The 14,129-nt window shown below is 29.4% G+C and carries 13 protein-coding genes; 5 read left to right on the top strand and 8 right to left on the bottom strand.

Annotated features, from left to right (window positions below):
• Positions 1–23: 23 nt before the first annotated feature.
• The 4 genes from WG945_RS05745 to WG945_RS05730 form a co-directional block, all read right to left on the bottom strand.
• Positions 24–665: a DUF4159 domain-containing protein gene (locus WG945_RS05745; protein WP_068450732.1), complete on the bottom strand. Its 642-nt coding sequence runs from the start codon at positions 663–665 to the stop codon at positions 24–26.
• Positions 666–704: 39 nt separating this feature from the next.
• Complete coding sequence (locus WG945_RS05740; protein ID WP_068450735.1) at positions 705–1,415, bottom strand: 16S rRNA (uracil(1498)-N(3))-methyltransferase; 711 nt, start codon at positions 1,413–1,415, stop codon at positions 705–707.
• Positions 1,416–1,532: 117 nt separating this feature from the next.
• A complete protein-coding gene (locus WG945_RS05735) occupies positions 1,533–2,654 on the bottom strand; it encodes a GTP cyclohydrolase (protein ID WP_068450737.1) in 1,122 nt (373 codons plus the stop codon).
• Positions 2,655–2,684: 30 nt separating this feature from the next.
• On the bottom strand, positions 2,685–3,821 hold the full coding sequence (locus WG945_RS05730; RefSeq protein WP_082864260.1) for a transporter: 1,137 nt from the start codon (positions 3,819–3,821) through the stop codon (positions 2,685–2,687).
• A gap of 178 nt (positions 3,822–3,999) precedes the next feature.
• Between WG945_RS05730 and WG945_RS05725 the strand changes: the two genes are divergently transcribed.
• Genes WG945_RS05725 through WG945_RS05705 form a run of 5 tightly spaced genes read left to right on the top strand, consistent with a single transcriptional unit; the run spans position 4,000 to position 10,625 of the window.
• Positions 4,000–4,266 (top strand): DUF4834 family protein, encoded by a 267-nt coding sequence (locus WG945_RS05725; RefSeq protein ID WP_068450745.1) that lies wholly within the window; start codon positions 4,000–4,002, stop codon positions 4,264–4,266.
• A 3-nt stretch (positions 4,267–4,269) separates the two neighbouring features.
• On the top strand, positions 4,270–6,687 hold the full coding sequence (locus tag WG945_RS05720) for a YfhO family protein (protein ID WP_068450746.1): 2,418 nt from the start codon (positions 4,270–4,272) through the stop codon (positions 6,685–6,687).
• Positions 6,684–7,874, top strand: a complete 1,191-nt coding sequence (locus tag WG945_RS05715; protein ID WP_068450901.1) for a glycosyltransferase family 4 protein — start codon at positions 6,684–6,686, stop codon at positions 7,872–7,874. The genes WG945_RS05720 and WG945_RS05715 overlap by 4 nt, the downstream gene beginning before the upstream one ends.
• On the top strand, positions 7,871–9,136 hold the full coding sequence (locus WG945_RS05710; RefSeq protein WP_068450748.1) for a glycosyltransferase family 4 protein: 1,266 nt from the start codon (positions 7,871–7,873) through the stop codon (positions 9,134–9,136). The genes WG945_RS05715 and WG945_RS05710 overlap by 4 nt, the downstream gene beginning before the upstream one ends.
• A 1-nt stretch (position 9,137) precedes the next feature.
• Entirely contained in the window at positions 9,138–10,625 is a 1,488-nt protein-coding gene (locus WG945_RS05705; RefSeq protein WP_068450750.1) for a lipopolysaccharide biosynthesis protein, read from the top strand.
• Here the strand turns inward: WG945_RS05705 and WG945_RS05700 are convergent.
• The 4 genes from WG945_RS05700 to lepB all read right to left on the bottom strand — a co-directional run bounded on the left by WG945_RS05700 (position 10,616) and on the right by lepB (position 14,058).
• Positions 10,616–10,924: a DUF6122 family protein gene (locus WG945_RS05700; RefSeq protein WP_082864261.1), complete on the bottom strand. Its 309-nt coding sequence runs from the start codon at positions 10,922–10,924 to the stop codon at positions 10,616–10,618. The genes WG945_RS05705 and WG945_RS05700 overlap by 10 nt on opposite strands.
• Positions 10,925–11,048: 124 nt before the next feature.
• Positions 11,049–11,627, bottom strand: a complete 579-nt coding sequence (locus WG945_RS05695; RefSeq protein WP_068450753.1) for a Crp/Fnr family transcriptional regulator — start codon at positions 11,625–11,627, stop codon at positions 11,049–11,051.
• 51 nt (positions 11,628–11,678) lie between these two features.
• Positions 11,679–12,281: a WbqC family protein gene (locus tag WG945_RS05690; RefSeq protein WP_068450757.1), complete on the bottom strand. Its 603-nt coding sequence runs from the start codon at positions 12,279–12,281 to the stop codon at positions 11,679–11,681.
• A gap of 79 nt (positions 12,282–12,360) precedes the next feature.
• The gene (gene lepB, locus WG945_RS05685; RefSeq protein WP_068450759.1) at positions 12,361–14,058 is read right to left on the bottom strand and encodes a signal peptidase I; all 1,698 of its coding nucleotides are present in this window, start codon (positions 14,056–14,058) and stop codon (positions 12,361–12,363) included.
• Positions 14,059–14,129: the final 71 nt, after the last annotated feature.

Here is a 14,129-nt window from a genome sequence, read left to right as displayed (position 1 = left end):
TTTTTTAATTTTGCTTACTATTTTTAGTTTGTAAAAGCATATTCAAGAATATTTGCCCCCATTTTTAAGGCCTTTTCTCGTACTTTTTTTGGGTTGTTGTGTATAATTTCATCTTCCCAACCGTCGCTTAAATCTGTTTCAAAATCATAGAAAACAACCAGTCTTCCTTCGTGAAATAAACCAAAACCTTGTGCAGGTTTTTTATTGTGTTCATGAATTTTAGGGATTCCGTTAGGGAATTTAAAAGTTTGATTATAAATAGGATGATTGTTAGGGATTTCCTTGAGTTCTAGACTCGGAAAAACTTTCTTCAATTCTCTTCTTATAAATTTATCCAATCCGTAATTGTCAGAAATATGTAAAAATCCGCCAGAAATTAAGTAGTTTCTTAAATTGTTAGCATCGTCATCAGAAAAGAAGACATTTCCATGTCCTGTCATAAATAAAACAGGAAAATTAAAAAGATCTTCACTGTTAATATTTACGGCTTGCGGATTTTTAGAAATATTGGTTCCAATGTTTGTGTTTGAGAACTCAATTAAATTAGGGATTGCAGTTGGGTTTGCATACCAATCTCCACCACCATTGTATTTTAAAATGGCAACATCCTGTGCATTTGTAGAGAAAATAAGGAAAATAAATACTAGAACTAAAGTTTGCTTCATTAATTATTTTAGTGAGAATTGAAAGCAATATAGTAAAAATTACTGATTGATAAACGAAACAGTATTTACAGCAACCAATGCAGCTGTTTCTGTGCGTAATCTACTTTCGCCTAAAGAAATTGGTGTCATATTTTTTGCCAAACATTTTGTTATTTCATCAGTAGAAAAATCTCCTTCAGGTCCAATTAAAATCGTTGTTCTTTCTGATGGTTTTATTACAGATTGTAATAAATTTTTATCTTTTTGGTCTTCGCAATGCGCAATACAAACCTGTCCTTCTAAATCTTGTTTTATAAAATCATTCAATTTTATTGGGGCATTCAATTTAGGAAGCGTAAACTTTAAAGATTGCTTCATGGCAGACTGAATAATTTTCTCGAAACGTTCTAGTTTAATCACTCTACGTTCTGAGTTAGAACAAATAATTGGTGTAATTTCATCAATACCAATTTCAGTTGCTTTTTCTAAGAACCATTCAATTCTGTCATTTAATTTAGTAGGCGCAATGGCAATATGTAGGTAATAATTCCAAGGTTTTGGTTTTTCTTCAAAACGAATAACTTCTGCCAAACATTTTTTATCACTTGCAATTATAATTTTTACATCAAACAAAAAACCTTTTCCGTTGGTAATTTTAAGGATGTCGTTTACTTGCTTTCGTAAAACGCGTACAATGTGTTTGCTCTCAATTTTATCAAAAGTAAGTTGTGAGGTTTCTGTAGAAATTTCTGAATTATAAAATAGTTGCATTGTTATGAAGTCAAAATTTAATATTTAAAATAGCGCTTTTTCAATCGCTAAAAAAGCTCATTTAGAAATGACATTCGTTAGAGTTTTTATTTTACGAACTGAAAATTTCTAACAAACTTACTGAATACTCTTTCTATAGGTTCTTCGCCTTTTATGCGTTACTGGGTCAAAGTTTTCCCACAACTTTTTAATAGCTTCATTATCTTCTAACTCAGGTGTTCTAATACAGTTTTCGATCCCTAGAGGTGCAAAAGTTTTTGTGTATTGATCAAAAATAATAGCGTGTACACCTTTATTTTGATAATCTGGATGCACACCAATTAAATAAAAGGTAACGTCTTTAGAGTGTTTTCTAGCTTTTAGCAAATGAAAAATTCCGAAAGGAAATAGTTTTCCATTTGCTTTTTGTAAAGCTTCAGAAAAAGAAGGCATTACAATAGCAAAAGCAACTAATTTATTATTTTCATCAACCACAAACTTTATGTATTCTGGGTTTATAAAACTGATGTATTTCTTTTTAAAAAAAGCAATTTGAGCATCAGAAATAGGTACAAAAGAAGATAGTTTAGAATAAGAAGCGCTAAAAACTTCAAACATTTCATCTACATAAGGCATAATGTCTTTTGTCTTTGTAAAATCTAATGCTTTTAATTTAAAACGTCTTTTTATAATGTTACTAACTCTATCAAAGTAAACACCATCTACATTTTTAAACTTGAATTTATTTTCTAAATATTCTTTCTCTTTTACAAAACCTAATTGCTCTAAATGCTCTTTGTAATATGGGTGATTATACCAAGTAATCATGGTTCCTATATGGTCAAACCCCTCGACTAAAACACCTGTTTTGTCTAAGTTGTTAAACCCAATTGGACCTTCTATATATTCTAGTTTATTTTCTTGGCCAACTTCTTTAACTTTATTTAATAATGCCTTACTTACTTCAATGTCATCAATTACATCAAACCAACCAAAACGCATTTTTTTAATTTGTTGTTTTTCAACTTCAAACCAATTGATAATTGCAATAACTCTACCTACAATTTTGCCACCTCTTAGTGCAACAAAAAATTGTGCATCTGCATTTTCAAAAACAGGGTTTTTTGTTGGATCAAAATTATCAATTTCGTCTTTAATAATTGGTGGAACCCAGTATTTATGGTTTTTATATAACGAAAAAGGAAATGTTACAAATTGTTTCATTTCCTTTTTGGTAGTCATTTTTTTAATTGTAATCATATTACAAAAATAGTTTTTCTAATTGTTATTTTATTCTTCTTTGACTTCTTTCTCTAGCTCTTTAATTTCTCTTTCTAGCTTTTCTATATCAGTTTCTTCTTTGGCCTTTTTCTTGCCAAACAATCCTAAAAAACCTCCTTTTTTCTCTTTTGTAGCGCTTCTTTTTCTACTTCTTTTTCTGGTTGGTTTCTTTTTATCTTTTTTCTTGAAAACATTAAACATTCTAGAGAAAAAACCGTTTTGTTTTTTATTATACCTACTTATTGGTGTGTCTTTTATTTCTTGGCCATTATCATCTAAATCGGTATAAGAATCCTGATGACTGTCTATTCTATAAGAAATTCCAAATCCGCCGTAAAAACCTTGAGATTTTCCTTCTTTTAGAAATCTCGCAGAAGTGTTAATTTGAAAATCTTTATTAATAAGATAAGCCAATCCCGCACCTAAGTTAATATTATTCTGTGGGTTTTTAAAAATTGCTTGATGTTCTATAAAACCAGACCAATTGTAGTTAAAGTTTTGTGTAGCAGTAATAATGTATGAGAGTTCAAAGAAATCCGTTCCTATTTTATCGTAATATCCATTATAAATAACATTAAATCGATCGGTAATGTTCTGTTGTAGTAAAACGCCTAATTTAGGAGAGATACTTTCTGTTTTGTATAAATCACTTACAACATCTGTATTTACACCCAAATAAAAAGCAACAGAAGGAATCAGTCTTTTTTTATCAAAGGCATGTCTTCTTTTCCAACTTCTAACTTCTTTTGTCTTATCTGTATATTCTGGCTGAAATAACAAATATTTTGCACCAATTGTAAATTTACTTAACCCTGAGGTAGTGTATTGTGATGTAAAAATGTTATTAAACGTTACTTCATCTTTCTGATAAGCTAGCTGTACATTTAATTCTAGTTTTTCAAGAAAAAAACTTGTCCTAAAAAGTAAATCTGCTCCAAAAGATTCTGGGATAGAAAAAGTAGGCTCTATACTGGTATTTTTGTAGAATAAATTCGTTTCAAATTGATAAACGCCTGTCCCAACACTATACGGACTTTCTGAAAAACCAGGTTTGTTTGAGTTTATTACGTCTGTGTATTGCGCTTGTGTAGAGCTTATTATACACACGGTAAACGTAATGAAAAGTTTTAGGAAAAGGTTTTTCATAAATTAGGATACTATTTTATTAGAAGTAAATCTCTATTACACAAACATAGGATAAAAATGCTATTTTTTAAAAGCAAACCATACTTTTTTGAGTTTAAGAAAGTTTTATAGTTTGTAAACGCCCCAATTGTATTCAAATTGTTATTTTTGATTGATTTTTTTATAAATATATATTTGAATGGGATTATTAAAAACAATTTTTTTTATTGTTCTTTTTTATTATGCTTTTAAGTTTTTAGCAAAGTTATTTGCCCCTTTTTTAATAAAAAAGGCAGCAGAAACAATTAAAAAGAAAGCAGAACAGCAATATGGTGGCGGACAACAACAAGAACAACCAAAAAATACTGTACCAGAAGGTAAAACAGTAATCGATAAAACTCCAGGACAGCAACAGCAAAGTAAAAACTCTGTTGGTGAATATGTGGATTTTGAGGAAATAGATTAATTTATGAAGTTTACTAAAATTTTACCTTATGTAGGTGCCGTTGCAATCTTTGTATTGGCATCAATTATCTATTTTCATCCTGTTTTAAAAGGAGAAAAACTGAATCAATCTGATATTACTCAGTTTACCGGAATGGTAAAAGAGATTAATGATTTTAGAGCAGATAAAAACACAGAACCTTATTGGACAGGTGCTTCTTTTAGTGGAATGCCAGCCTATCAAGTAAGTGCTTATTATCCTAATGATTTAGTACGTGGAATAGATAGAGCATTGCGTTTTTTACCAAGACCTGCAGATTATACTTTCTTATATTTTTTAAGTTTCTTTGTGTTAATGATGGCTTTAAAAGTTAATTGGAGGTTGGCTATTTTTGGATCTCTCGCCTTTGGTTTTTCAACCTATTTAATCATTATTTTTGGAGCAGGTCATAACGCAAAAGCGCATGCAATTGCCTACATGCCTTTAATATTAGCAGGATTATTGTGGGTTTTTCAAAAACGTTATATTCTTGGTTTTATAGTTACTGGAGTCGCAATGGCTTTAGAGATTTATACAAATCATCCTCAGATGACTTATTATTTAGGATTTGCCTTAATAATTTTAGGAATTGTAGAATTTATACATGCTATTAAAGAAAAAATTATTCCAACTTTTATAAAACAAGTAGCTATTATTCTTGCTGCAGTTTTATTAGGTGTTGGTGCTAATGCACCTCGTTTAATGGCTATGAAAGAATATGCTGATCATAGTACAAGAGGAAAATCTGAATTAACGATTACTCCAGATGGTAAAGTAAAAAAAGCCACAAAAGGGTTAGATAAAGCCTATATAACAGAATATAGTTATGCAAAATTAGAGACTTTTAATTTATTCATCCCTCGTTTTATGGGAGGAGGAACGATAGAGAAATTAGGCGAAAGTTCAGATTTTTATCAACTTTTAGAAGCAAAAGCAGGTAAAAAAGCAGCAAAAGAATATTCTGAGCAAGCACTTACCTATTGGGGAGATCAAAATATAGTAGAAGCACCGGCTTATATTGGTGCAGTTGTTTTCTTTCTATTTTTCTTAGGGATATTTTTAGTGAAAGGACGTTTAAAACAATGGTTAGTTACCGCAACAATATTTTCTATATTAATGAGTTGGGGGAGAAACTTTGATGTTTTAACCAATTTGTTTATTGATTATTTTCCGTTGTATAATAAATTTAGAGCTGTTTCATCAATACAAGTAATTGCAGAATTATGTGTTCCTATTTTAGGAATATTGGCTTTAAAAGAATTCTTTTCTCCTAAAATTTCTTCGGAAGAAAAACAAGACGCACTAAAAAAAGCAGTGTATGCTTTTGGAGGTTTAATTGTTGTAGGGTTTTTATTGGCGCATGGTTTTTCTACTTTCGAGGGAATAAGAGATGCACAATACAATCAATTACCAGGTTTAGCAGATGCGATTATTTCTGATAGAAAGTCAATGTTATTTACAGATACTTTACGTTCATTATTTTTAATGATAATTTCTGCAGGGGTTTTATGGATGTTATTAAAAGGCAAGTTAAAGCAAGGTGTAGCTATTATTACATTGACTCTTTTTATGTTATTCGATTTAATTTCTGTTGATAAAAAGTATGTAAATGAAGATGATTTTAAGTCTGCAAGAAAAATTGATAAACCATTTATAGCATCTACAGCAGATAAAATTATTTTACAAGACAAAAGCCATTATAGAGTTGGTAACTTTACGGTAAATCCGATGAATGATGGAAGTACTTCTTATTTTCATCAATCTATTGGAGGGTATCATGCAGCAAAATTAGGACGTTATCAAGAATTATTTGATTTTCAAATAGCCAAAAATAACATGCAAGTTTTAAACATGTTAAATACTAAATATTTTATTATTGGTAATGATAAGGGAGATAAGCAGTCGCAATTAAACCCAGATGCTAATGGAAATGTTTGGTTTGTAGAAAATGTAAAAATTGTAGAATCGGCAAATGAAGAAATGCAAGCATTAGATTCTTTAAATACTAAGAATGTAGCTGTTTATCAAAAGGATGTCTCTAATGAATATCAACCTAATTTCCCTAAAGAAATAGATAGTACTGCCAACATAGAACTTTTAAATTATGATGTTACTACATTAACATATCAATCTAAAACAGCAAAAGAACAGTTTGCCGTTTTTTCTGAAATCTATTATAAAGAAGGTTGGAACGCTTACGTTGATGGTAAATTAACGCCACATGTCCGTGTAAATTATGTGTTGCGTGGAATGACAATTCCTGCAGGAGAACATACGATTGAATTTAAGTTTGAACCAAAAGTAATTCAGCAAGGAAAAATGATTTCATTAGCTTCTTATGCTTTGTTAATCTTAATAACAGCTGGTTGGTTCTTTTACGAAAAGAAGAAAGAGAAACAATGAAAATAGGAATGATTTTAGATGCTCCTTTTCCGCCCGATCCTAGGGTAGAAAACGAAGCAGTTTCTTTGGTAAAAGCAGGTCATGATGTTTTTCTGTTCTGTTTAAAATATGGAAATGAAAAGGCATCTGAGGTTATTAACGGAGTTCAAGTAAAAAGATATACTTCTAATCAACTAGAATATAAATTATCCGCTTTAGCGTATACAGTTCCTTTTTACAGTATTTTGATGAAAAAAAAGATTCATCAATTTATAAAAGAAACCAATATTGACGCGCTACACATACATGATATTAGAATTGCAGCAGCTGTTTTTAATGCAAATACAGCTTTCAATCTACCTGTAGTATTAGATTTACATGATAATATGCCAGAAGTGATGAAGTTGTATCCTCATCTGCAGAAATTTCCTGGAAAGTATATTATTGCACCATCAAAATGGAAAAAAAAGGAAAAGGAATTTATAGAAAAGGCAGATAAAGTAATTTCTGTTTCTCCTGAATTTTTAGAAAATTTAGTAGAAAGGATTCCGTCTGTAAAAGACAAGTTAGTTTTAGTTCCGAATACAATTAGAGAATCTTTTTACAAAGATTTTAAGGTGGATAAAACCATTATAGACAGATATAAAGATAATTTTGTGCTCTTATATTTAGGAGATACGCATATACGAAGAGGTTTGCAAACTGCCATTGAAGCTGTTAGTTCTCTTAAAGATATCATACCCAATATTAAGTTGGTCATTGTAGGTAGAAATACTACAGATGTTGTTTTAAAGCAACAAGTTGCTGACTTAAAGTTAGAACAATTTGTTGATTTTGAAGGTTGGCAAAATGTTTCTTTATTTCAGTCTTATATCTTGTCTAGTGCTATTTGTATATCGCCATTGCATAGAAATTTACAACATGATGTTGCGTATGCAAATAAGATTTTTCAGTACATGAGTTTGGCAAAACCACTTTTGGTAAGTGATGCTACAGCTCAAAGAAGAGTAGTAGAAAATAATAATACTGGTTTGGTTCATAAAGACAGAGATGTAGAAGATTTTTCTGATAAAATCATTACACTTTACAACGATGAAGCGTTAAGAAATGAATTAGGACAAAATGGGAAGCAGTTTATAGAAAATGAATTTTCTTGGGAACAGACTTCTAAAAAACTAATCCATCTCTACAATAATCTACTATCTTGAAAGTCTTAATAATTACATATTATTGGCCACCTGCAGGAGGTTCTGGAGTGCAACGTTGGTTGAAATTTGTAAAATATTTACAAGAATCTGATATAGAGCCTGTTGTGTATACGGTTGATAATGTAAATTATCCGAAGGAAGACAATACCCTAATTAATGAAATTCCTAAAAATATAGAAATTTTAAAACAACCTATTTGGGAACCTACAGATGTTCTTTTTTGGAAAAAGAACAAACCTCAGAAAAGTGGAATATCTAACGCAAGTAACGGAGGAGTTTTATCATTTATAAGAGGAAATTTTTTTATTCCCGATCCTAAAGTTTTTTGGGTAAAATCTTCTGTAAAGTACCTTCAAAAGTATTTAGATGCAAATAAGATTGATACGATTATTTCTACTGGTCCGCCACATAGTATGCATTTAATTGCTCAAAAATTGCATAAAAAGAATCGTATAAAATGGCTTGCAGATTTTAGAGATCCTTGGGCAGATTTGTACTATAACAAAGATTTTAAGCAATTGTCTTTTGCTAAAAATATAAATAGAAAATTAGAAACGAAAGTTTTACAAAATGCAGATTGTGTATTAACGGTTAGTAATTCTTTAAAATATGAATTTGCTAAAAAAGCAAGTAGGGTAGAAGTGATTACCAATGGTTTTGATGATGAAGTTTTAACGAGTAACACAGTTGTTTTAGATAGTGGTTTTTCTATTTCGTACATTGGTTTATTACCAAAACAAAGCAACCCAAAAGTATTGTTTAAAGTTTTAAAGGAACTTTGCTTACAAGATGAAGGTTTTAAAAATGCTTTAAAACTGAATTTTATTGGTGATATTTCAGATGAAGTGAAAGAAGAAATTTCTACTAATAATTTATTGAAAAATACTGAATTTATTGGTTATGTAACCCATAAAGAGGCAATAGAATACCAAAAGAAAGCACAAGTTTTGTTGTTGTTAATTCCGAATGTAGAAAAATCAAAAGGAATTTTAACTGGAAAATTATTTGAGTATTTAACAGCAAAAAGACCCATTTTAGCGATTGGACCCGAAGATGGAGATTTATCAGAAATTGTAAAAGAAACCAATTCTGGTGTTGTAGTTGATTTTAATAATGAAGCAAAATTATCATCAGAAATATTAAAATTATATGATCAATACAAAAAAGGAAGTTTGCTTGTAGCTTCTAAAAATATTGAAAGATATCATAGAAAAGAATTGACCAAAGAACTAGCTTTGATTATTAAAAGTTTACATTCGTAATATGGGAGTTGTATTTAAACAGTCTTTAAAAAACACGCTTTTTATTTATCTTGGTTTTGCTTTTGGAGGAATAAATACCTTGTTTTTATATACTCGTTTTTTAGAAGATGAATATTATGGTTTGGTAACTTTTTTGTTATCTACGTCTAATTTATTAATGCCACTAATTGCATTAGGGATTCATCATACAATTGTAAAGTTTTTTTCTAGCTATTTTACAAAACAAGAGAAAGATAGTTTCCTATCATCGGTACTTTTTTTACCGCTATTGATCGCAATTCCAATAGCTTATTTTGGAAACTTATTTTATAAAGAAATAGGAGATTATTTATCCATAGAAAACCCTATTATAAAAGATTATACGGTTGTTATTTACCTAATAGCTGTTGCTTGTGCTTATTTCGAAATTTTTTATTCTTGGGCTAAAGTTCAATTTCAGTCTGTTTTTGGTAACATTTTAAAAGAACTTTGGAATCGAGTAATGGTTATGATACTGTTATTTGCAGTTTACTTTGAGTTGATTACAAAACCTGAATTTATTTACTATTTAACGGGCGCCTATTTTTTAAGAATGTTTATAATGATGTTTTATGCATTTAATTTATACATGCCAAAATTTACATTTTCTAGACCTGATAACTTTAAAGAAGTAATTCGTTTTTCTGGGTATATTATTTTAGCAGGAAGTGCAGGTGCTATTATTTTAGACATCGATAAATTTATGATTCCTGGTAAAGAATCTTTAGTAATTGCAGCCTATTATTCGGTAGCTGTTTTTATAGGTTCTTTTATTGAGGCGCCTAGTAGGGCTATGTTAAACATTCTACAGCCTTTAACTTCTAAGACGTTAAATGAAGAAAATCATAAGGAAGTAGCTTCTTTATACAAAAAGAGTTCTATTAACTTATTATTAATTAGCGGGCTTTTCTTTGTTTTAATAAATGCCAATGTTGGTCAGTTATTTAACTTGTTGCCTAAAGAATATGGAGGTGGAGCATTGGTTGTACTGATGATTTCTGTGCTAAAGCTTTACAATGGTTTTTTAGGAAATAATGGAGCTATTATAAATAATTCTAAGTTTTATAAAATAACATTACCTATTAGTATTTCTATGGCGTTATCTGTTTATCTTTTAAATAAACTTTTTTACTATGAATTAGATATGGGGACAGATGGTTTGGCTTTGGCAACTTTAATCGTTATCTTTTTTGCAAATACGTTTAAGTTGTTTTTTGTAAAACGTAAGTTTTCTATGACGCCTTTTACAGACAAATCATTAAAAATGATTTTGATCATTACTGTTCTTTATCTAGCTTTTAATTTTTGGGACTTCTCTGTGAGTAATATTTATTTATGGAAGTTTCCTGTGCATCCTATTATAAATATCGCTTTAAAAAGCATCTTGATAACTGTAGTATATATACTTGTAGTTCTTAAACTTAATATTTCTAATGAGTTTGATCTTCTTTTAAAAAAATACTATAAATAACAATCTATATAATCTGTAAGCATGTGAAATAACAATGCGATGCAGAGTATTCTTGTTTTCTTAAAAAATAAACCCAGTGCATAAAAGCCAATAGCAATATAAGAGTGCAGCGGGTGAAAATTAATGCTACACCTGTTTTTATCAAAAATAGGGGTTGCTAATAAATGATCTAGATCTACTAGCATAGAACAGATGAAAATTAAATAAACAATTTTCCAATTACTTTTAAAGAAAAAGTAAGCGATAAAAAAGGGTGCTATAAAATGTAGGAAATAATGGATAAGAAATTCGATAGTCATAAAAAAACAAAAAGGATTACTCGAAAGTAATCCTTTTTGATATAATAAAAGAATATTAGGGGGAATCTTGAGTACAAATGTATAGTATTATATGAGGATAAAAATTTACATATGTTAATAGAAATTATTTTGAGTAGATTTCTTTTCTAATTCGACTTAACTGAACTGCAGTAATATTTAGATAAGAGGCAATATGATATTGAGCGATAAGATTTTCAATTTCAGGTATTTCATCTTTTAATTTTAAATATTTTTCTGTTGCATTTAGAAGTGTTAAATCATAAATTCTATCTTCCATATTTAAAAAAAGATATTCTAGCATTGTACAATAAAGGTTGTCTATATCTATATCTTCTGTTGCTAATTCTTTTAATTCGTTAAAATTAAATTTATAAATTACACAGTCTGTTAAACAGTCATACGTAAGTATACTTGGTTTTTTAGAGATAAGTGATGCTAAAGATCCTGTAGTTTTATTAGGAGTAAAAAGTGTTCTTATAGATTCTTTGCCTTTTTCATCAGAATAAAAAGACCGAACAACACCCGATTTAATGATGTAAAAATCTTTAGAGATTTCACCTATTTTACTTATAACTTCGTTTTTTTTATAGGCTTCTTCTGTAGCTAAGTTTAAAAATTTTTGAATGCTATTTTTAGAAATATCTTTAAATTTAGATGTAAAGTTTTGTAATATTTTTTGCATTAAGAAATATTATATAATTGTAAATGGCTAAGATTTTTTTATTAAAGATAGTTATAAATAACTAATAGCATTTGGCCCTTCCATAAAAAGGAGGTCTAAAAAGGATAAATTAGGAATAAATCCATGTTTGTCATCAAACATTTGTATGTAAGTGTCTGTAGTTTTTTTTGGTTGATTTTTTACATCTACCAACTCTCTAAAGTCTTGTTCTGTAGTTGTTACAAGGTATTCTTCAGTTTTAGTATATTGCAGAGAAACTTGTAATGCATCCATAATAAATAAATGGGTATCAATATTTACATCTTGTAAAAAGGTGTATTTTTTATTGAATATTTTAAGCAAATCATCTTCATAAAACTCGTAAAATGGAGATGTTCTATATGCTGTTTGTAAAGATTTTAAATGATGGTCTTGCCAAAGTGCATCATTATCAACCAGTAAATCTTTTGTTTTCTTACGTTGAGAAGTTCCTTTGTTTTTATCCTTTACAGGAATATTTAATAACTGTTTTCCGTTAGAGTTATAAATATAACACCTATTTCTATAACTTTGTTTTTGAAAGTTGTCTTCCATTTCAAAAGTAATAGTATCTGATTTTATAATTTCTGTATACTGAGAAATTGGTCCAAAATAAGTAGGTATAAATAGTGACATTTTTGTTGGTTTTTAGTCTCTAGTTTCAGTAGCAATTTCTTGTTTTGTATTGCTGAAAATTACTACCGAAAATTGAATACTATTTTTTCGCTTTTTTTCCCTTATAGAAACTATATCCAAAATACAAACCAATTAAGGCAAATACAAAATATCTATAAGATACAGGCTCTCCGTCTCCGTGAACAGTAGTAAACATTCTATCCCAACGGATAGATTTTATCTTTTCTCCAAAAGAGGCTGCATTTGCATCCCAACTAAACCAAACCATAACAGGTTTTCCTAATACATGATCAAAAGGTGTATAACCATAATAACGAGCATCTAAAGAGTTGTGTCTGTTATCTCCCATCATCCAATAATAATCTTGTTTAAAGGTATAAGAGTCTGCCTTTTTACCATTAATAAAAATATTGTCTCCAACAATTTGCAAATCATTGTTTTCATAATTTTTTATAATTTGCTCATAAAATGGTAAAGATTTAGCATCAATTTTTACGGTTGCACCAGCTTTAGGAATATAAATTGGCCCCATATTATCTTGACTCCATTCATTTTCTTTTACATGAGGAAAAATACCAACATCAGCTCTATAATTTACTTTTTTAACAGAAACAGTAGAAGGATGTTTTTTAAGTTGATTAAATTCTTCTTCTGTTAAATTAATATTTATTTTGTTAGCTACATTGGTCATTTTTAAACGACTTGCTAAATCTTGAGAAACCCCACCTGCAACTTCTGTATATAAAGAATCTGATCCTATTTTAGATAAGTTAGCACTCTTATCAAAAGCTTCTTGAACCTTTGGATTGTTCCAATATTCATTTAAAATTTTATAAACTCCTGTTCTTTCTTTATTGATTAAAAACTGAGGGAAATTGTTTCTGTCTATTGCAGACTTTGCTTCGTAAGTGTAGTAAAACTGAATTTTTGCTCTGTATGGTAATTTATTTTTTTGTCCGTTGATATATACGTAACCATCTTTAATCTCTAAAGAATCTCCAGCAATACCAACACTACGTTTTACATAGTTGGTCTTTTTATCTACAGGCTTATAAGTGAATTTACCTGAATGATCTCCCCACATAGTTGCTAATGTATCTGCAGGCCAATTGAAACAAACAATATCGTTATTTTTAATTTTTTGTAAACCCGGTAAACGTGTGTAAGGTAATTGTGGACTTTTTAAGTACGAAGCTGTTCCTGTAAAAGGTAAAGAATCATGTACCATTGGAGCTGCTATAACTGTAGATGGAACTCTAGCTCCATAGTGAAACTTACTTACAAAAAGATAATCTCCTACTAATAAAGATTTTTCTAAAGAAGAAGTTGGTATGGTAAAAGGTTGCATAAAATAAGTATGTACCAAAGTAGCCGCAATAATTGCAAATGCAATAGAACTAACCCATTCACCAAGCTCAGAACGAGGTTTTAAGCTTCTTTCTGCATTGTATTTTGCTTCTGTAGCGTAATTGATATAAAAAATATACAGACCCAAAGTAACTATTACTAAAAAGGAATCTAATTTTTTATAAAAGCCAAAAGTTCTAATAGTTTCAATCCAAATAACAGGAAACATTAAGAGGTTAACTACTGGAATAAATAATAAAATGATCCACCATTTAGGTCTCTTTATAATTTGCATTAAAACAATACCGTTATAAACAGGTACTGCAGCTTCCCATGCTTTTCTACCAGCTTTTACGTATAATTTCCAAGTACCTAAAAAATGAATTACTTGTATTGCTAAAAAAAAGATAAACCACTCTATATAAGTCATAATTGTATACTTTAATTTTCTCTCACGAGAAGATTTTTATTTTTGATAAGACGATAAATTACCGAAATGTT

Source organism: Polaribacter atrinae, from assembly GCF_038023995.1.
Taxonomy (GTDB): Bacteria; Bacteroidota; Bacteroidia; order Flavobacteriales; family Flavobacteriaceae; genus Polaribacter; species Polaribacter atrinae.
This window is presented reverse-complemented; position numbering and strand designations above follow the sequence as displayed.